The 19,983-nt window shown below is 60.0% G+C and carries 12 protein-coding genes; 9 read left to right on the plus strand and 3 right to left on the minus strand.

Annotated elements, in window-relative coordinates; genetic code table 11:
* Positions 1-44: 44 nt before the first annotated feature.
* The 5 genes from NG895_RS24745 to NG895_RS24765 all read left to right on the plus strand — a co-directional run bounded on the left by NG895_RS24745 (position 45) and on the right by NG895_RS24765 (position 8,048).
* Positions 45-2,735 (plus strand): FAD-dependent oxidoreductase, encoded by a 2,691-nt coding sequence (locus tag NG895_RS24745; RefSeq protein ID WP_252855232.1) that lies wholly within the window; start codon positions 45-47, stop codon positions 2,733-2,735.
* Positions 2,736-2,822: 87 nt separating this feature from the next.
* A complete protein-coding gene (locus tag NG895_RS24750) occupies positions 2,823-3,605 on the plus strand; it encodes a PEP-CTERM sorting domain-containing protein (RefSeq protein WP_252855233.1) in 783 nt (260 codons plus the stop codon).
* A 202-nt stretch (positions 3,606-3,807) separates the two neighbouring features.
* Positions 3,808-4,761 carry a PEP-CTERM sorting domain-containing protein gene (locus tag NG895_RS24755; protein WP_252855234.1) on the plus strand — a complete coding sequence of 318 codons (954 nt, stop codon included), beginning with the start codon at positions 3,808-3,810 and terminating at the stop codon, positions 4,759-4,761.
* 61 nt (positions 4,762-4,822) lie between these two features.
* Positions 4,823-6,634, plus strand: coding sequence for a hypothetical protein (locus NG895_RS24760; RefSeq protein WP_252855235.1), 1,812 nt, complete (start codon positions 4,823-4,825; stop codon positions 6,632-6,634).
* A gap of 61 nt (positions 6,635-6,695) precedes the next feature.
* Entirely contained in the window at positions 6,696-8,048 is a 1,353-nt protein-coding gene (locus NG895_RS24765; RefSeq protein ID WP_252855236.1) for a GDSL-type esterase/lipase family protein, read from the plus strand.
* Here NG895_RS24765 and NG895_RS24770 read toward each other — a convergent pair.
* The 3 genes from NG895_RS24770 to NG895_RS24780 all read right to left on the minus strand — a co-directional run bounded on the left by NG895_RS24770 (position 8,014) and on the right by NG895_RS24780 (position 12,115).
* Positions 8,014-9,705 (minus strand): arylsulfatase, encoded by a 1,692-nt coding sequence (locus NG895_RS24770; protein ID WP_252855237.1) that lies wholly within the window; start codon positions 9,703-9,705, stop codon positions 8,014-8,016. The two genes, NG895_RS24765 and NG895_RS24770, sit on opposite strands and share 35 nt — an antisense overlap.
* A 13-nt stretch (positions 9,706-9,718) precedes the next feature.
* Entirely contained in the window at positions 9,719-11,482 is a 1,764-nt protein-coding gene (locus NG895_RS24775) for a FecR domain-containing protein (protein ID WP_252855238.1), read from the minus strand.
* An 87-nt stretch (positions 11,483-11,569) separates the two neighbouring features.
* Positions 11,570-12,115, minus strand: coding sequence for a sigma-70 family RNA polymerase sigma factor (locus tag NG895_RS24780; RefSeq protein ID WP_252855239.1), 546 nt, complete (start codon positions 12,113-12,115; stop codon positions 11,570-11,572).
* Between the two features lie 410 nt (positions 12,116-12,525).
* Here NG895_RS24780 and NG895_RS24785 point away from each other — a divergent pair, with 410 nt between their 5' ends.
* From NG895_RS24785 to NG895_RS24800, 4 genes are all read left to right on the plus strand, one after another.
* On the plus strand, positions 12,526-14,586 hold the full coding sequence (locus NG895_RS24785; protein WP_252855240.1) for an arylsulfatase: 2,061 nt from the start codon (positions 12,526-12,528) through the stop codon (positions 14,584-14,586).
* Positions 14,587-14,621: 35 nt separating this feature from the next.
* Positions 14,622-15,866, plus strand: coding sequence for a LamG domain-containing protein (locus NG895_RS24790; protein ID WP_252855241.1), 1,245 nt, complete (start codon positions 14,622-14,624; stop codon positions 15,864-15,866).
* 52 nt (positions 15,867-15,918) lie between these two features.
* The gene (locus NG895_RS24795; RefSeq protein WP_252855242.1) at positions 15,919-16,872 is read left to right on the plus strand and encodes a PEP-CTERM sorting domain-containing protein; all 954 of its coding nucleotides are present in this window, start codon (positions 15,919-15,921) and stop codon (positions 16,870-16,872) included.
* A 74-nt stretch (positions 16,873-16,946) separates the two neighbouring features.
* Positions 16,947-19,979, plus strand: coding sequence for a dockerin type I domain-containing protein (locus NG895_RS24800; protein ID WP_252855243.1), 3,033 nt, complete (start codon positions 16,947-16,949; stop codon positions 19,977-19,979).
* Positions 19,980-19,983: the final 4 nt, after the last annotated feature.

Here is a 19,983-nt window from a genome sequence, read left to right on the forward strand (position 1 = left end):
CTCCATTCTTTGAAATCGCATCGCTGCTAGAGCCAACGAACTACATGCCCAAACTACGAATCAGGTATCGATATCTCTGCACCGCGCCCTTCTTTGGTCGACTGTTATGGATGGCATTCGCCTCGCTGGCTGTGCTGGCGCCTGTGCAGGCGGAACAGTACGACGTCGTGGTGTACGGTGGTACCTCGGCGGCGGTCACCGCGGCGGTGGAGGCAGCTCGCATGGGCAAGTCGGTGGTGATTGTCTCGCCCGACCATCGCTTGGGGGGGCTGACCTCCAACGGCCTTGGCTGGACCGACATCGGCAGCCGCGATTCCATCGGCGGGCTGAGCCGCGAGTTTTACAACCGTATCTACGATTACTATCTCGACGACGACGCCTGGACACTCGAAACCCGTCAGAACTACACCAGCCGCACTTATCTCGATCCAGATAATCAGCGTGAGATGATGTTCACCTTCGAACCGAAGGTGGCCGAACAAGTCTTCGACGACCTGGTTGCTGAACACAACATCCCTGTAGTGGCAGGCCACCTTGACCGTGCTAACGGTGTGGAGATGAGTGGGCAGGCCGTCTCATCCATTAGCACGGTCGAAGGTGGCACGTTTCAAGGCAAAGCATTCATCGACGCCACCTACGAAGGCGACCTGATGGCAGCTGCCGGGGTGAGCTACACCGTAGGCCGCGAAGCGAACAGCCGCTACAACGAGTCGCTCAATGGCATTCAAACGGCCAACTCCGTCAAGAACCAACTGCCGGCGGGCATCGATCCCTATGTGGTCGCGGGCGATCCGAGCAGTGGGCTCTTGCCCGGGGTGAATTCCAGTGCCGGCGGAGTCGACGGCAAAGGCGATCTGCGGCTACAAGCCTACAACTACCGCATGGTGCTCTCGAACAACCCGGCCAACCGCACGCCTGTTCTTCAGCCCGATAACTACAACGAAGCCGACTACGAAATCCTATTTCGGGCGATTGAAGCGGGGCAGAGCGACCGGTTTTTCAAGCTCTCGCCGATGCCCAACAACAAGACCGACTCGAACAACGACAGCGGCATCTCAACCGACTTCATCGGCGGCAACTACTGCCTGGAAACGGGCGTGAACTACGCAGAGGCCGATTATGCCACCCGCGAGCAGATGGAGCAGGCCCATCGCGAGTTTCAAATCGGTTTTGTGTGGACCTTGCAGAACCATCCCCGCATTCCTTCCAGCATTCGCAATGCCTGGGATGACTGGGGGTTGCCGCTGGATGAATTCACCGACAACGGGCACTGGCCCAACCAGATTTACGTTCGCGAGGCCCGCCGCATGGTGAGCGACTTCGTCATCAACGAGCACCACGTGAACCAAGAGGAAGGTTTCGAGCAAACCAACTCCGTCGGCATGGGTGGCTACAACATGGACTCGCACAACGTGCAGCGCTACGTCGACGACGCCGGGCACGTTCAAAACGAGGGCGACGTGCAGGTCGCTCCTGCCGAGGGGCCTTACCCCATCAGCTACGATGCCATGGTGCCACGTCCTGGAGAAGCATCGAACCTGTTGGTGCCGGTGGCCGTGAGCGCCAGTCACATTGCTTACGGTTCGTTGCGCATGGAACCGGTGTTCATGACGCTCGGGCAATCGGCCGGGGCGGCGGCCTCGCTGATCTCCGAACGATCCATCGCATCGCAGGATCTGCCCTACGCTCTCTTGCGTTCGCGACTCGTCCGCGGCCGGCAGGTGCTCGGTGCGGGCTACGTTTCCAACGATCCCGGCATCCTGCTGAACTTCGGTGCCACGGTCAGCGACGACGACAACAGCCCTGGGCATCTGCTTGGCGGAATCCCGGGTGAGTCGTGGAACGTCATTACCGGTGATACCTCGGCAGGCATTGTCGACTCCAACGGCGGGGCCACATCGCTGAGCGTCGATCTCGGCAAGAGCGCGCCCGGCGTGCAATCGATCGACTGGAACGCGGCGGGTTACAACACGCTGAGCTCCGGGAGCGCGTTTAACACGGACATCTACGCCGGCAACGCCAGCAGTGCCCTGTTCGTCAACGATGGCAAAGGCAGTCAGGTCGACCTGGGCGTCCGCATCAGCGGTCTGTCCGAAGGTACTTACGACGTATTCTTGACGGCAAAGAACACCAACACGAGTGTCGAGGAACGCTACAACATCTATGCCACGACCGTGCAGGGTAGCAGCTCCGTCACGAGCTACGGCAGCCTCGCGCCCTCACTCGTGGTTAACGAGACGTCGCAACAATGGTTTCATGAGGACAGCTTCCTCGCCCAAACCATCAGCGTTGCCGATGGGGAGGATCTGGTGCTCGTCGTCGAAGGAATCACCGTGGGCGAGATGCGGGGCTTCCTCAACACCCTGGAGATCGTGAAGCTCTCAGGCGTGGTTACCGCCGACGTCGATGGCAACGGCTCCGTGGACATTGACGATTTCCTGCTTATTCGGAGCAACTACCTGCAAGAGGTGTCGCTGGGAACCGGCGGCGACGCGAATTCCGATGGCATCGTCAACCACAAGGACTTCTACATGTGGCGGACCGCCTTCGTGGCGCAGGGAGGCGATTTGTCGTTGCTCAACAACCTGGATGTACCCACTCCGGCGGCAGTCACCTACCCCATAGTGCTCGCTCCGCTGGCCGCCGCGATGCGTTATCGCGCCCAGTTGCGAATTCATTACCTGCCACTGCTTGTCGAAGCTCGCTCCAGCAGCTTGCTGGATGCCGCAGACTAGTCCTTTTACTACCACCAATCCTTTTCACGATCACGTTCGGAGCTAATGAATCGGTCGTCATCACTTGTCTTGCTCAGGAGTATCACCATGTTGAAGAACTGCTTGTTATCACTAGTTGCCACGGGAGTGCTTGCCTCGGTGGCGCCCGCCGAAACGATCACCACTTTGTTCGGTAACGGAGGCGACCTGAACGTCAGGCGGGGCTCTGCTTCGGAAAACAGAGACGATTTGTTGCTCCTCAAAAATCAATCGGGCGATGCAGAGGACAGTCAGAACGACCGAGTTGTGTTCCTCAAATTTGATTTGAGCGGGCTCACTGAAGCGGTGACAAGTGCCGGAGTTCAACTGGAGCTTCCCCGCGGCGAGAGTACTGGGCAGGCGACCAACAGCTTTCACACCGGAGACACGCTGTTCCTGTACGGGGTTCTTGACTTGGCCGCCGACGAGGACTTCGATGAAACAACAACCACTTTTGCCAGTTCTCCGTACCTGACGGGAGCACTCAGCATGACGGACCCTCGTCCGGTGTCGGATGTGACAGGCAATAGCGTGAACGATGAACTCGCTGTGCTGCTGGCCACTTACACCTTCGCCGACGAACCGGATGCGGGCGATTTGTTGGTGTTCTCGGGGGCCAGTCTCGCGGGCTTTCTGCAAGATGACACGAACGACATCGCAACCTTCCTGGTCACTGCGACGCTCACGCCTGTCACTGACACACCGGTGTTCGTCGCCGATACAGGGACGGCTGGCATGCCTCCTACTTTGCTGACCAACGGCAACGCTCCCATCCCTGAACCCTCGAGCCTGGCGCTGCTGGGCATGGCAGGGATCGGCGTGGCCGCTGTTCCGAAGCAACGCACGAGGTAGCCCGGCGTTACACACTGATGCGAACCCTTATAGCACGAACCATCGTGGCGCCGGACCGCGTGTCCGACGCCACGAGGTCGTGCATGATTTGATCGACCAACAGAACTATACAACACGAACTGCTCACCCTCTTGTTTTTGCGAAGGAGAACCTGGCCGTGATCAACAAGGCGTATCTAACAACTCTCATTGCAGCAGTGGTCATGGCCCAATTAGCGGGCGCAGAGACGCTTACCAACATTGCCGGCACCGGTGGCGATGTCGTGGTGCGACGGAACAACAACACCGAAAACGATGGTTTCCTCCGCATCAAAAACCAAGGTGGCGATGGAGAAGCGAGTGGCAACGATCGCATCGGCCTGCTGAAGTTCGACCTCTCGGGCCTGTCCGAGTCGATTACGGCCGGCGGCGTGCAGTTGGAATTGCCACGCGGCGAGAGTACTGGCCAGGCTGTCAATACGTTCGATGCCGGCGACATCCTGTACTTGTACGGTGTGCCCGATCTGGGAGCCGACGAGAATTTCGATGAAGCATCCGTCACGTTCGCCAGCTTCCCGTATCTTACCGGCGATGGCAGTGTGACAACCGTGCGGCCGGAGACCGACCTGACAGGCAACGGCGTGAACGACGATCTGGTGCCGCTGCTCGATACGTTCACCTTCTCCGAGCAGTCCGATGCGGGCGACCTGGTGACCTTCACTGGCGGCAGTCTCACCTCGTTCTTGCAGGCCGATACTAATGACATTGCGACGTTCATCTTGACGGTATCCCAGACACAGGACGTGTTCAAAACGGCCGTCTTTGTTTCCGACACCGGCACCGAGGGTACACCCTTGCCGCCGACGCTGCTCACGAATGGCGACGTGCCGATGGAAGGTACCGACTTCAACATGATGGACGGCACTACCATCGACGACTTCTTCATCCTGCGTGACAACTATCTGACGGGCACCACGTTTTCTCAGGGCGACGCCAACCTCGACGGTATCGTCAACCATCTCGACTTCTATCTGTGGCGCACCGACTACCTGGCAGCAGGTGGTAGCCTGTCGGCCATCCAGTGGTCGCCGGTTCCCGAGCCAGCCACTTCGGCCATGCTCGCCATCGGAGGAGTCGCCGCGATGTTCGTCGTGCGGAAGCGTCGCCAACGGCGATAAGCACCCTCGTTAAGACAGCCATCGCAAACAGACATCACAGGATTTCATAGTGGAGCCTCTCATGATTACGGCAGCGCGGTTTACGGCGAAGCTGGCGGCACTCGCCCTGCTCGCCATTCCTCATGTCGCTTGGAGTCAAACTCGCACCGACTGGATTGGGCCCGAGGGAGCCGAAGCCTCCTGGACCGAGGGAGCCAGCGGGGCGGGCGAGGGAAGCAACTGGCAGTCAGTCGGTGGCGAGAATTTCCAGCCCGATCGCACCTTCGGTGGTGTGGGCGAGTACGCGTCTATTTCCAATGGCGGCATTGCCATGATCGATGGAGCCGACGCCACGCCAGTCTCGCCTGCGGCGATTAGACTGGGCGAAGATGGCGGTTCGGCGGGCACGCTCGTTATCCGGAATGGTGGATCGATTGTGGTTCAGGAGGCGTCCGGTGGCCAGGGGGATGGTCGGTTGGCCAATGGTGGCGCCGGCAGCGGAACCCTGGTGCTTCGCGACGACCTGGGCAGTGTGAGCCTTCAGCAGTATTCGCAAACGGCCTCCTCAACACTCGTCACCCAGCTTGGCAGCGCGGGGTCGTTCGGCAATCCCGTGCAGGTCTCCGAGACCATCGACGTCAATGGCACACTCCGCGTCGAAGCCACGCCCTCCAGCGGATTCACGGCCAATACCGGCGATTCGTGGACCATCATATCGGGCGCTCCAGTCAGTGGCGAGTTCGATCAGATCCTTTCCGATCCCTCGTTGCTCAGTAACCCTGGCCAGGCGTTTGCCGTGTCGACAGCGAACAATGCTGTGACGCTTTCGGTCGAGCAGCGGTTGGTGCTCGAGGTCGATCGTTTCACGGGTGCCACGCGATTAATGAACCCAGCAGGACATTCCACCGACGTGTCGTTGATCAACTACACGCTCAGTTCCGGCGTAACACCACTGGTGAGCTCCGACGCCAACTGGCATTCGTTCACAGACGATGGCGCCAAGGCCGGCTGGTTCGAAGCGAATCCGACCGCCCAGAATCTTTCGGAGCTCAACCCCGAAGGTGAGCTGACGTTATCTTCGGGCGACGAACACGACTTTGGTACCCCGTTAGCGGCCGACACTTCGGCCCCGCTGGGGGTGAATCGAGTGGAGGTGAATAACGTATCGTTTAACTACCAGCTGCCATCGGGCAACTACGTGTCCGCCGCCGTGGTGCCGGTGGGACGGATCAACGACCTGGTGTTGGTGATCGACCCCGATACGGGGGCGGGAACCATCCAGAATCAGTCAGCCCAGTCCCTCGAACTGATCAGCTACACCATTGGCTCGGATGCCGGTTCGCTACTGCCGGGCTTCAGTGGTTCGGGACTGAGCGACTGGTTTGTGGCCAATCCCACCGCGACAAATCTGTCGGAGCTGAACACCGCCGACCCGCTATTGGCTGGTGTGGGCGACGAGATTAGCCTGGGTACGGTGTGGGACACTTCCGCCGGATTTGGTGATAGCCTCTCATTCAACTACCAGACGCCCGATGGCTCCTACTTGACTGGCACGGTCGACTTCGGCGAGCTGGCCGAAGTGCCGACTACGCTGGTGGGCGACTACAACGGCGACGGCGAGGTCGATATCGCCGACTACACCGTGTGGCGTAACACGCTCGGTGCGACCGTGGCCGCCGGCGCCGGAGCCGACGGCGACGGGAGCGGCATGATAGACGCCGGCGACTATCAGGCCTGGAAAACCAACTTCGGCACGTCGCTCGCCGCTTCGGCGATTGGTAACGTCAGCAACCAGGCCGTACCCGAGCCCACTGCGGTGATACTTGCACTGGCAGCGCTGACCGGATTGTCCATCGTTCGTCAGCACCAAGGTGGCGTGCGTGCAGCGGTCTAGTCGACAATCGGAGACACTGCGTTGTATCGGCCGGGTCGCGTGCGTTCTGGCGTTACTGGCCATGCAGACGGGAGGACGTGCCCTGGGGCAGACGCCGCGCACTGGGAAGCCAACCGCAACGTCCTGGCTCATCCAGCAGCTCGATGATGGTCAACCACAGACTATTGTTGTTTACGGCACCAGCCTCACCGCCGGCGGCGCGTGGGTCCATCAGCTATCCAGCGAGCTCAACGCCAGGTACCCAGGTCAAATCACCTGGGTGAATGCCGCCTTGAGCGGTAAGGCATCGGCCAGTGGGCTGGCGGAACTCGACCGTCGCGTACTAAGCAAGCAGCCCGACGCGGTGTTCATTGAATTTGCGATGAACGATGCCTTCACCGAGTATCCTGCGGGAAACATCGACGAGGACATCACTGTCGAAATGGCGCGGTCGAATCTGCAAGAGATGATCGCCAGGATCAAGCAACAGAACGCGGCCTCACAAATCGTGCTGCAGACGATGAACCCGTCTTGGGACGCCCCCAACGGCAACCAGTCGGGTACCAAGCGTCCCGCGCTGCCCGACTACTATCAGATGTACCGCGACGTGGCGGCGGAGCAAAACCTGCTGCTGATCGACAACTTTCCGGTGTGGAAGAAGCTGCAAGCGAATCAACCTGCTGAATTCTCGCAGCGAGTGTCTGATGGTACCCATCCGGATGCCACCGGCTACGCCCGACTCGTCACGCCAGCGGTGCTGGATGGCTTGGGGGGCGAAAATGGCCTGGTATTGCTCGTGGACGTGCAATCGGGACGGACCGTGTTGCACAACCAGTCGGACGATTCGCTGGAGATCATCAGCTACACCATCAATTCGCCGGCGGCCGCCCTGAAAACGTCGTGGAGCAGCATGGCCGACCAGCAGCTGGATGGTTGGCACGAAGCCAATCCCGCCGCCAGCCATCTGAGCGAGCTGAATCCCACCGGCAGTGGTTCGCTGGCGGTCGATGAGCGGTTCGACTTGGGCGCGGCATGGTCGCCCTCGGGGGCCTTGGACCTGTCCTTCAACTATCAGACGTTCGATGGTGTCCAGCATTCGGGCCTCGTGGTCTACACCACGGGAGTAGACGAACGGCTGACGATCGCAGGCGACTCCAACAGCGACGGAGTGGTCGACCTCGCCGACTACACGGTGTGGCGCAACACGCTCGGAGCGACAGTGACCGTCGGAACGGGGGCCGATGGCGATGCGAGCGGCGTGATCGACGCGGGCGATTACACGGCCTGGAAGGCCAATTTCGCCGCCTCGTACTCGGACGCCGCGGCGATTGGGGACGGTAGCTATCAATCTCTACCCGAGCCAAATGCCGTTGCATTGGCTCTGGGTGCGCTGATGTTCGCTACTGCTTGGCCGCTTTGGCAGCAGCGCTGGTAGCGGCCGTGTCGAGCGTCGTGCCGGCGAGATCTGCCTGCCAGGTGTTCCAGGCACTCAGTAGTTCGTCGAGCTGTTCCGGGTGGCTGGAAGCCAGATTGGTGGTCTCGCCAGGATCCTGAGACAGGTCGAACAGCTCCCAGTTCTCGCCCGATCGTTTCGAGGCCTTCCACTTGCCGTATCGCACGCCCGCCCCGTTTCCATGCTGGAAGAACAGGTGCCTGGGCTCGAGCGTTGGTTCGCCAGCCAACACGGGGGCCAGGCTCGTGCCGTCGCACAGTGTTTCGGCAACCGGCTGGACACCCGATAGCTCGTACAGCGTGGGGGCGATGTCGATCACGTGGCCCACGTCGGCGACAAATTCGCCTCGTCGGTTGGCGATTCCTTGGGGCCAGTGGACAATCATCGGTGTGCGGCATCCGCCATCGTACGATTCCATTTTCCAGTAACGAAGCGGCGTGTTCACGGCACTCGCCCAGGTGTGACCGATGCCGGTATAGCTTTCCTCGGTGCCGAGTTTAGCTCGATTCTCGGGCCGGCGTAGTTTGGCATCCCGCCAGGCGGTGCGTCCGTCGCGAGTGCCACTGTAGCGGTCGTAGCCGGGGCCTCCGGGAATCTCTGGCGAGGCTCCGTTGTCGGACAGAAACAGAATACAGGTGTTCTCGTACACGCCAGACCGTTTCAGTTCCGCGATGAGCTTGCCGATACCCTGGTCGACGCGGTCGACCATCGCGGCGTGGACTTCCATCTTTGCGGCTTCGAACTCCCGATCCTCCGGTGACATGTTGTCCCATTCCGGTGACCGGCCGGACAATTCGCCCAGCGGTACCGAGGTGTCGAACAGGCCGAGCTCTTGCTGCCGAGCGAAACGTTGCTGGCGAAGCGACTGCCAACCGTCGCTGTACTTGCCGTGGTACTTCGAGATATCGGCTGCCGGCGCTTGAATGGGCCAATGCGGAGCCGTGTAGGCCACGTAGAGGAAGAATGGCTTGTCGGTGTCCACCGCGTCTTCGATGTATTGCGCCGCGTGCGATGTGATGGCGTCCGTCGCGTAGTAGTCGTCGGGCACATCCGCCACGGGCGTCTCGCCATCGGTCAGGCTGAAGGGATCGAAGTGGTCGACAACACCCCAGATGATTCCGTAGAAGTTCTCGAACCCGCGTCGCGTGGGATAGGTCGCCTTGTTGCCGAAGGGGCGTTTGAGTTGCAGTTCGTGGTTCATCCACAGAATGCGCTGAGCGCCGGTAGGCTTCGCGGGCAATTCGGTAAGGTGCCACTTGCCGCTCATGCTGGTTGCGTAGCCGCCCCGGCGGAGGTTCTCAGCCAGCGTCGGCACATCGGTATCCATCGAGCGACCGAAGTCACGCATGCCAACCCGTTCGGGGTAAGCGCCGGTAAGCAAACTGGCACGTGTCTGGCAACATCGCGAACAGTTATAAAACTGCGTGAACCGTAGCCCATCGGAGGCCAGCCGATCGATGTTGGGAGTGTTGATCTCGCCGCCGTAGCAGCCGGGGTCGGAGAATCCCATGTCGTCGACCATGATGACCACGAAGTTGGGTCGATCGTTGGTCGCCGCCGGCGCTGCAGCCAGCACAGGGTTGGTTAGTAAGAGTCCGACAAGAACAACAAGAGCATCCGACCTGAAAAAACTTCGCATTTACCGTTTTCACCTATTCAGCCGCCAGAGGCACCAACGGCGAGTCGGACACCTGCAGCTTAGAGCTATACTTGGCGTCTAGCCATTCATTGAGACTGCGCATCTCTGCGCTGGAAAGTGGTTTATCCAGTACCACAAACTCGGAAATAAAACCTGTGAATCCAAACCCTTTTCGTTCGAAGTGGGCCCCCAGGAAACGAGGTGCCGAGGTAGGTTGAAGCCGCGGGGCGTCGTTCGATTCGGCTACCAGTTGTCCATCGAGCCACAACGACGCCTTCGAGTTTCCGCCGTCGTACGTGTACGCGGCGACGTGCAGTCCGCGATCTAGCGGAACGAGTGTTCGGATGACCCCCACGTCGACCGGATCGACGTGATCCTTGAGCCAACCCAGGTGCACCCGCGATTCGAGCGTGAGATTCTCATTGACCTGCAGCACCGTGTGAGGTGGGCCATTCAGGTTTAACAGCTGGACGCCCAAGTGGCGATATTCGTTGCGGGCGCGGATCCGCTTGATGGCTTTTCTTGGCTCCAAGCGGAACACTACGGCCGAAGTATGCGATGGTCCCATGCTGAGCGGCTCAGTGACCAACCCCGATTCACCATCGAAATGCAGCGCCGGATGACCGTTCATGGCTTTAGCATGCCAAGTGGGCCGCATGGATGATTCAACCTGCCAGGCGTCGACCGCTCTTGTATGGTCGTTATCCGCGAGGTTGCCCCACGCGTATACGCGGCCGGCGTCGTCCCGTTGGGTGGCCTGGGCGGCGTCAAACCACAGCACCAGACGATCGGTCACCGGGATGTTCGTGCCGGCGGCTACCGATCCTGTGGCGAGCGGCCGCATGAACCGCTGAGGCTGCGATACTCCCTCGGCATTGGTACCGCCCGAGTCCGTACGGCTCCAGGCCTTGCCTTTCTCGAGCAGCACGTGCTCGCTACTGGACGTCGCGGTGGGCGTTGGCTCCGCCCGCACCTGGCCCTCGAAGACGTGCGTTTCCACGCTTCCTTCTTCGGTGATGATCATGCCAAACTCGGTCCCCAGATCGATGAAGTCGCCGGCGTGGGTCTCCACGGTGAAACCGCGGCCCTGTTCCGGTACTCGAGCACTGAGGGTGCCTTGAATCAGCTGGGCGCTGGTCTCGGACCTGGCAATAAACGTGGTGCGACCGCTGAGTGTCACCTCGGGCCCCGAGTTGAACCTCAACACCAGCAAGCCCCGCGAGAGGTTGATCTGCTGCCCGGCCTTGATTGCGGCCGAAGTGTTCACGCCCCAACGGTCCTCTTCCCAGTCGCAATCGACCTTGCGAATCACCGTGGCCACGGTATCCGTGGTCGCCACGGCGGGGGTGGGCTTCGCCAGGGAATTGGTGGGAACAACCGCTTCATCCCGCGGCCAAACAAGCAGCGCCACCGTAGCCGCCAGCGACGCCGCGGCGATGCTCCACGCCAGCCAAGCCGAGCGGTGGCCGAGGTGATGGGGGGTCGGGTGGGCTATTGGGGCCGGGGCCAGCTCTGCGTTTTCGTCCTCATCGGTGCCCGAACTTACATACCGATCGAGTTTCTCGTCGATCGCTTGGATGGCCAGCAGTTCCTCGGCGCTAAAGGCCCGGACCGGCGCCACCGCCTCGGACAGTTCGGTGTGAACCTGCAGCAGTTTCAAGTACTGCTCCACCGCGCGCTCGTCCGATCGCAAGAGCTCCTGTACCTCTTCCAGCTCCGCAGGCTCAAGCTGCTGCTCGATCAACTTGCTGATCAGGTGGTCTTTTTTGGCATCCATAGATGGAATTTACCCAGATGAAAGGGTGCGTAACCTGAAAACGTTATGAATTAGGTGGAAGATTCAGGGGCGAGGTTGGTGGGGGCACTAATCGGCGCACCGCTGCGCAGCTTGTACGTTGCGTTCCATGCAGTCGGCTAACACTCGTCGAATCCGTGACAAGGATTGCGATACACTGTTCACCGGCCTGCTCAGCTTGTCCGCCATCGAGTTGACGGAGTTGCCGGGTTCGTAGCGAGCCATGATCAATTGACGGTCCGTGTCTTTGAGTTTGCGGAGGCACTCGTTTAGCACTTCCAATCGGCTGATCGGTTCCTCTGCGATGTTCGAAAGTCGGGTCGCTAGCTCTTCAAGCAACTGGGGATCGAGCGTGGCGATTTGTCGGGCACTGCTGCGGCGATAGTTCAGTACGGTGCGGCGTGCGATTCCGCGCGCCCAGGCCAGGAACGACATTCCCTCTTCGTAGTCGGCGAACCTTCTCCACAGCACAATGTTGGTTTCCTGCAGCAAGTCGGCCGCCACGTTCGGATCGTAGACCAAGGCCACGATATAAGCGTGTAGCGCCCTCTGCGTTTGCGCGAAGAGCCGGACAAAACGTTGCTCCTGCGGAGAGTCGCTTTCAAAGCTTTCCATCACCGACAACTTTCGCCTGCCGCCATCATCTCAGATGTGCGGTTATTTCGCCATGAATTTTCTCGGGATAAGACTGCAATGTCCCTATTAAACAGTTGGTTTGTGAACACCTGATCTGATTCGCTTTCTGGGAAAGTCGACGGAAATAAGCCCGTCGGGTGCACATGACCGAAGCCGGAATGCGGGCAGCGAAGATTTCAAGATAATTTCATACTTCTCCAATCAGACTCGGCCGACTGCTCGCCAATAGGAAGATAGCCGAGACGCCCGCCGGCGAGAAACCCGCCAGGCGGTTGCGCGACGCTAAGTCGATCTGAAAGGCAATAGGCGGCCTCTTCCCATCGCACCAACGAGTGGTGCTCGACTTCTCCACCTGTCGGCGGAACTCGTACACAGAAAACATAGCAACTATGAATGTCCGGTGTCGCATCCAGCGATGCATCGTCGCGCTTGCATGCAGTGTGATCCTCCCTGCGTCCGCGGCGCAGATTCTTGCGGCTGACCGCCCGAACATCCTGGTCGTGCTGGCCGACGACCTGGGGTACTCCGATGTCTCGCCCTTTGGTGGCGAGATGAACACCCCCGCCCTGGAGAGCATGGCGACCAACGGTGTGCGGATGAGTAATTTCTACGTGGCACCTCGATGTTCCAACACTCGAGCCAGCCTACTGACCGGACAACAATCGCACGCCGTGGGGTTGCCCAATCTGGCCGGCGACGGCACTCAATTGCCCAAGAACCACGTGTTCATCAGCGAGGTACTGCAACAAAGCGGCTATCACACCTACATGAGTGGTAAGTGGCACCTAGGCAACACCCAGAACTTCGGCTCGGTTCCCGATGGTCATGTTCGCGATCCTCGCGTGCGTGGCTTCGATGACTATTGGGGATACACGGAGAATCACAGTCAGGACAACTTCCAGGGTTCCTATCGATTGTTGTCCGACGAGGTGGCCGAACGCAGCTATACCACCAGCGGCACGAGCCCTGGCGAGCCCGGCACCTTCTATCAAACGGACGCCATTACCGACTACACGCTCGACTTCCTGCAGCACAATCGCGACAAAAACGCCAGCGAAGGAACCGACGCTCCGTTCTTTACCTACGTGGCCTATGGTTCCCCTCACTTTCCTCTGCAAGCCCGGGACGAGTGGGTCGATCCGCTGGTCAGCCGGTACGAGGTCGGCTGGGACCAGATTCGCGAAGATCGCTTGGCGAATATGAAGTCGCTGGGCCTGATCGATCCGAGTGTCGATCTTCCCCAGCGGGGCGATGTGGCCAACACCGGACACGGCGAGGCCCTGCATCAGATCCGCGCCTGGGACAGCCTCAGCAGCGACCGCCAGGACGACCTCACGCGCCGCATGGCCATCTACGCGGCCATGGTCGAGCGGGTGGACTACAACATCGGCCGCATTCTGGACAATCTGGAAGCTAATGGCGAACTCGACAACACCATCGTCGTGTTCATGTCCGACAACGGAGCCGACGCCGAGTGGCACGAGTATGGATTCAATGCCGGCGAAACTCCTCGCACCGGTGCCGCTCTCGACAGCATGGGAACGACGACCAACGCCGTGGACGAGCACATCTTCCTGGGCTCGGGTTGGGCGAACGCCAGTGCCACGCCGTTTCGCAATTACAAGCACTACACCCACGAAGGGGGCGTGAAGTCGCCCACCATCATTCAGTGGAACAACGGCCTCAATCCGTCGCTGGCCGGCCAGATCAGCAACCAAGTTGGCGACGTTCGCGATCTGATGCCCACCCTACTCGCCCTGGCTGGTACCGAGTATCCCGATGAGTGGACCGATCTGTCGGGAGAGACCTACCAGACCCAGGCTCTGCTGACGGAAAGCCTGGCCGACTACCTCACTACAGGCACGGCAGTCGACGACCGCGAACTTGGTTGGGAACACGAGGGCAACCGCGCGTTTCGCTCCGGCGACTGGAAGCTCGTATCGAGCAACTTCGGCAGCACCACCGGCGGCGCCGGTATCAACGAATGGGAACTTTACAACCTGGCCGACGATCCAACCGAAGCGAATGACCTTTCGGACAATCCGGAGTTTGCCGACAAATTCGCATTCATGCTGGCCGGCTACGAGCGTTGGGCCTACCAGAACAAAGTTACCGGTACCCTGCCCTGGTCGGCGGCCGACTTCGACCGCGATGGCCAGCTCACCACGCTGGACCTTGAGGCGTTCGTCAGTGGATGGCTCGATGCAGCCCCCGTTGGAAGCATGGAGACGTTCGCCCATGGGGATGTCGATCTCGACGGCGACACTGACGTCGACGACTTCATCCTCATGCGGCAGGCATTCGAACTTGGCGGTCAGGGGCAGCTGATCGCCGAGTTCGGTGCATCTCAGGGCGTCCCTGAACCTTCTTCGCTGGTCGTGGCGGCCGGGCTCCTGGCTGGTTTTCACTTATTTTCTCGGTCCTCGACCTCGACTGAACAGCGTCCATAACACTTTAGCTTAATGACACATCAAGGAGTGGCACGATGAAGGCGATCACGTGGCAAGATGCATCCCGAGTGCTGTACCCGTTTGCGCTTCTTGGCTTGATGCTCCCCTGCCTGGATGCTGATGCGGCCTACACCCTCGACCGATGGTATCGCATGGGCGACGACTCTGCCGAGTCGGCAAGCAACAACGGCGCGGTCACCTTCACCTACGACAGCTCGGGACAGCTTGGCCAATCTCCCTCGCAACTGGCCGATCTCACCGCCGTTGGGTCGCCGCTGTACGTCAACATCTCGGCCGATCGCCCCCACGCCAACGCCACGCTCGACGACTACGCCATCTCATTCGACGGAACGACGCAGTATCTGCACGGGCCGAATCTGAACATTCCCGCCGAGGCCGCCAGGCCGAACAACGACTACACAGGCATTACGGATCGCGGCTATCAGTTGTGGGCCAAGCCGACTGCGGCTGATAATGGTACCGAGCAATCCATCTTGGACGATGGCGACGTTCACCAGGTATTGATCAACTCTGGTGGCAACTTTGGCTTCGAGATCCGCACCAGCGTGCAGATTGGCAACACGCAAGCTGTATCCGACCAGTGGGTTCACCTCGCCCAGGTACGCCCCAATGGCGATGGCGGAGGTGCCTTTGGCTGGGTGAATGGTCGGGCTGTTGCTACTCAAACGGGCGACTACCCTTCGTCCGATCTCTCCCTGGCGATTGGTGCCAATGTGGAACGTGACAACCTCGTGGACCCACCGTCCGTGTACACGCCCCGCTTTATCGGCTTGGTGTCCGATGTCGAAATGTTCGTCCTGGGTGGAGGATTCGGCACCTTCGATTACACGACCGACAACGGCTATTTCACCGACGTCTTTCTGCCGGAGCAGGCCGGTTACAGTTTCTCCGACACCGACGGCGATCAACACAACGACATCGAGTGGGTGAAAGGCGATATCAATTTCGATGGCACCTTGGATGCCGGTGACATCGATACCTTCATCGCGGGCTGGCTCTCGCCAAATCCGGGCACCACGGTAGGCGGGGGCCCTGCCCTTGGCGACTACGTGACCCTCGGATTGGGCGACCTCGATCTCGACGGCGACACCGACGTCGACGATTGGTTCCAACTGCGAGCCACTGGCATCAGCGCCGGCGTGGCCGCTTTTTCCCAACCAATCAACCTCCCGGTAGCTGTACCAGAACCCGACGCAGCGCTGCTGCTGGCTATCAGCGCTGTGGGCCTGGCTTTAGCAACACGATACTCCAGAGGCTAATACTCATCATCGATCTGCCCACACGGGCCTTCTCTATTCTTGCAACTGGGAGATGAAGCTAATGTTTGACAACTGGACCAAGCTGTTTGCACTACTGGCCGTGGCCTGTGCCACCGGGATGAATGTCACTGCCGAAGCGGCCGTTGTGTTTATGGACACGTTCGATCGAGAAACGGAGTTTGATCTGAATGGCTCCATGACTGGCATCACCAACAACACCGGCAACGCATTTGCTGGAGGCGTCTACGGCAATGGGTTTGTCGACCCGGCCTACCCCGGCGGCGGCGCAAGTGGCGGTGCCGGCGATGGAGGGTCGGCAAAGATTCATGAGAATGAACTTCGCCTGGCTGTGGGACCTGGAACTTCCAATGCTTTTGTTAACCACAACTTTGTGAACCTGGGCTCCAAGGTATTCAGCGTCTCGCTCGACCTGACGGGCTACGATGGCGGCGCAGGCAGCGGACACGGCGGTGGCTTTGCCATTGGCATGAGCGAAGCAGAAGCCCTGAGCACGGGCGACGCCCAGAACGGCAATACTGGTGCGGGCGATGGCGACTTCAAGATGCAAGACGGTCTGCAGGACGGCGGCAATCAAGTATCCGATGTGGCCGTGAGCGACTTTTGGGCCGTGCTGCGAGGCGATGGATTCCTGCAAGTCGGCACCAAAGGACACAATTTCCCAGCCAGCGAGGGCGTGTTTGGTCCGGGGCATCTCAACAGCATCGACGTGGGAGCCAACACCGGCACCATCAAGGCCGTGTTCTATGCACCCGACTTCAACGACGGTACGTCGGTGCAATACCGCCTGTTCTTCAACGACCAGCCGATTGATATCGGCTCGTTCGTCTGGACGGGGACCGACGAAAACTACATCGGCATCGATGCCCGCCACGGTAGCTACGTTAGCTTCGACAACTTCACGGTCAGCGTGCCCGAACCTTCCACGGCGGTGCTGACGCTGCTGGCGGTCGGCGCTGGCATCGTGTGTTGCCGGCGGAAGTCGTAGACGCGAATTTGATCTTTCACTACTGACTTACTGATCTTCCAGAATGGCCACGGCGCCGCAGAGGATTAACGGAAATGAAACGCACAAGTAACTCACTTTCAAAATTCACTGTGGCGATCGCGGCCCTGCTGGGGATCGGTGCGAACTCCGCACAGGCCATCGTGTTGTTCTCCGACACGTTCGACCGGCCCGACAACCGCAACATCGATGCGGTCACCACTGGCATCACCGGTACGGTTGGGTCGACGTTACCGGCCGACGGGGTCTATACCCAGCCCTTTATCGATCCGGCAAACGACCCGGGGCCGCAGGATGGCGATGCCACCAATGGTGGCGGTGCTCAGATTATTAATCAAACTCTCCAGTTGGCCGTTGGCGCGGGTACTTCGAACGCCTATGTCAATCACAACTTCATCGACTCGGCCATTCTCACCGATGGGGGTCTGTCCGTTTCGATGGTGGTGGCTGAGACCGAGGGAGCCAGCGGCAATGGTGGGCAGGGCGGTGGATTCGCCATCGGCATGTCGCAGGCGGAAGCCGACATGGCCGGCGATGCAAATGGTGCTAACGGCGTATCGACCTTCCTCGGTGCGTTTAATTCGCAAGCCAATCCGATCAGCGACTTTTGGATTGCCCTGAAGGCCAACAACAATCTGCAATGGGGTGGCAACGGAGGTTCGGGCATCATTAATGTCGGCGCGGACAATGGCAACGTGGAAGTCGTGTTCGGCATCGCCGATTTCAACAGCGGGTCGGATGTGAACTTCGAAATCTACTACAACGACGTGTCGCAAGGCGTTGGCAGCTTCGCCTGGAGTGGCACCAACGAAAACTACATCGGTCTCGACGGACGTGACAACGGCTACGTAGCCTTCGATTCGTTTCTGATCGAGTCCGCCTCACCCCCTCCCGTCCCGACGCTTACCATCAACCGCGACACAGGCAACATCACGCTCTCCAACGACACCAATCAACCGCTGTCGATGGTGGTCTATTCGATCACAACCGAACGCGGTGCATTCGACCTCAACCAGTGGGAGACTATCGAACAACAGGGGCTAGATACAAATGACGAATGGATCACGTTGACCGATACGTCGCATCCGTCGGGCATCGCGTCGGACATCTCCGAAGGCACGCTTGGCGAGTACACGTTGGGTGCCGCGGGAACCGCTACCGACAGCATCGACCTCGGCGAAGCCTGGATTCGCAGTCCGTTTGAAGACCTGGAGTTTGAACTTCGCAACGCCAACGGCGACGACATCCCCTTCTTGATTGAATATACGGGTACTGAACTTGCGTTTGCCGACTATAACGACAACGGCACGGTCGATGCCCTCGACTGGCCGACTGTGAGGGACAACTTGATTTCGGATGTTTCGGAGTTGCCCCCGCTCGAGCGCTATCTGCACGGCGACCTCAACAACGACGGCCTGGTCAATCAACTCGACTACCGGCAGTTCAAGAACCTGTACGAGGCCGATCAGGGCGTCGGCTCCTTCGCCGTCCTGCTAGCGGGTACCAGTGTGCCCGAACCGGGAGCTATGGTGCTTCTGGGGCTCGCCGTGGTCGGTCTCGCCTTCCGGCGCGTCCTCCAGAGGGTCCCGAAGGCCGCTTTGGCACTGGTCGCGATCGCCGCGTTCGCTGGTCAGGCCCAAGCCGTGGTGCTCTTTTCCGACACGTTCGATCGTCCCGACAACCGCAACATCGATGAGGTTACCACTGGCATCACCGGTACGGTTGGGGCGACACTACCGGCCGACGGGGTCTACACCCAGCCACATCTCGATCCGGACTGGAATGACACCGGTGTGGTCGACGGCAACGGCGACAATGGAGGCGGAACACAGATATTGTCTCAAGAGCTGCAATTAGCCGTTGGTTTGGGTACTTCCAACGCGATTGTGAACCATAATTTCACCAATCCGGACATCCTCAGCGATGGTGGATTCAGCGTGTCGCTGGATGTCGCTGGCATGACCGGCACGAGCAATCAGCAGGGTGGTGGTTTCGCGATCGGCATGACCGAGGCCGAAGCGGCCAGCGCGGGAGACGCTCGTAGCTTACCGGCAGATTCCCCCGTGATGACCAGTGGATTGAACGGATTCACGAACAACGGCGATGCTGTTCAGGACGACGTCATTTCCGACTTCTGGCTCACCCTGCGGGGTAACAACACGCTGGCCTGGGGTAGCAACACCGGCAACGTGCAAGGCCTGGACGTCGGTGCCAACACAGGCACTATTACCGCCACGTTTGCCGCACCGAGCTTTGACGCGGGACAGCACGTCGCCTACGAGGTATTCTTCGACGGCGTGTCGCAGGGCAGCGGAGTATTTCGCTGGAGCGACGACGCGGCGAACTACGTCGGCCTCGACGGTCGCGATGGTACGGCAGTGCGGCTCGACAACTTTTCGATCGAGTCGACCACGGAGGCCAACATCAATCCGCTTCGCTTGTTCGTCAACACCGCGACCGGCGTTGTCTCGCTTGCCGGCGGCGACAGTGAGAATGTCTTGGACTTCTACGAAATCAGCAGCGCTGGTCTGGGACTGGTCGAAGGGAGTTACACCGGCTTGCAGGCCGCTGCCGGCTATCCAGACGGCACCGTCTTCGGCGCTGGTTGGGAGCTGAACGGCATTCAGACTTCGTCGCTGCTAAGCGAATCGTACATCGGTGGATCGTCCACCGTGTCGAGCGGGGCCGCCGCGGCTTCTTTGGGCGTCATCTACAACACGACCCTGGACACCCGCGACCTGGAGTTCACGTTCTACGACACCGACGGCACCGCCTACGCCGGTTTCGTGGAGTACGTCAGCACGACACCCTCGCTGCCCGACTTCAACGGCGATGGCATTGTCGACATTGCCGACTACACCGTGTGGCGGAATCACCTCGGCGCCACGGGCGCCACACTTTCGCAAGGCGACGCAACTGGCGACGGCGTTGTCGACGCCGCCGACTACAGCGAATGGAAAGCCAACTTCGGAGCGATGGCCGGCAGCGTGGCGGCCGTCGAGGGCAATGCCTCGGTGCCCGAACCTGCGAGCCTGGCAATCCTGGGCCTGGCACTTACGGCGGGGCTTATTTGCCGCCGTGGAAAATAATCAA

The sequence above is a fragment of the Aeoliella straminimaris genome (genome assembly GCF_024054565.1).
Lineage (GTDB): Bacteria > Planctomycetota > Planctomycetia > Pirellulales > Lacipirellulaceae > Aeoliella > Aeoliella straminimaris.

Coding starts and splice junctions, on each gene's coding strand:
- NG895_RS24745 (WP_252855232.1), top strand. CDS start 45: ATGCCCAAACTACGAATCAGGTATCGATATCTCTGCACCGCGCCCTTC.
- NG895_RS24750 (WP_252855233.1), top strand. CDS start 2,823: ATGTTGAAGAACTGCTTGTTATCACTAGTTGCCACGGGAGTGCTTGCC.
- NG895_RS24755 (WP_252855234.1), top strand. CDS start 3,808: ATGGCCCAATTAGCGGGCGCAGAGACGCTTACCAACATTGCCGGCACC.
- NG895_RS24760 (WP_252855235.1), top strand. CDS start 4,823: ATGATTACGGCAGCGCGGTTTACGGCGAAGCTGGCGGCACTCGCCCTG.
- NG895_RS24765 (WP_252855236.1), top strand. CDS start 6,696: ATGCAGACGGGAGGACGTGCCCTGGGGCAGACGCCGCGCACTGGGAAG.
- NG895_RS24770 (WP_252855237.1), bottom strand. CDS start 9,705: ATGCGAAGTTTTTTCAGGTCGGATGCTCTTGTTGTTCTTGTCGGACTC.
- NG895_RS24775 (WP_252855238.1), bottom strand. CDS start 11,482: ATGGATGCCAAAAAAGACCACCTGATCAGCAAGTTGATCGAGCAGCAG.
- NG895_RS24780 (WP_252855239.1), bottom strand. CDS start 12,115: ATGGAAAGCTTTGAAAGCGACTCTCCGCAGGAGCAACGTTTTGTCCGG.
- NG895_RS24785 (WP_252855240.1), top strand. CDS start 12,526: ATGAATGTCCGGTGTCGCATCCAGCGATGCATCGTCGCGCTTGCATGC.
- NG895_RS24790 (WP_252855241.1), top strand. CDS start 14,622: ATGAAGGCGATCACGTGGCAAGATGCATCCCGAGTGCTGTACCCGTTT.
- NG895_RS24795 (WP_252855242.1), top strand. CDS start 15,919: ATGAAGCTAATGTTTGACAACTGGACCAAGCTGTTTGCACTACTGGCC.
- NG895_RS24800 (WP_252855243.1), top strand. CDS start 16,947: ATGAAACGCACAAGTAACTCACTTTCAAAATTCACTGTGGCGATCGCG.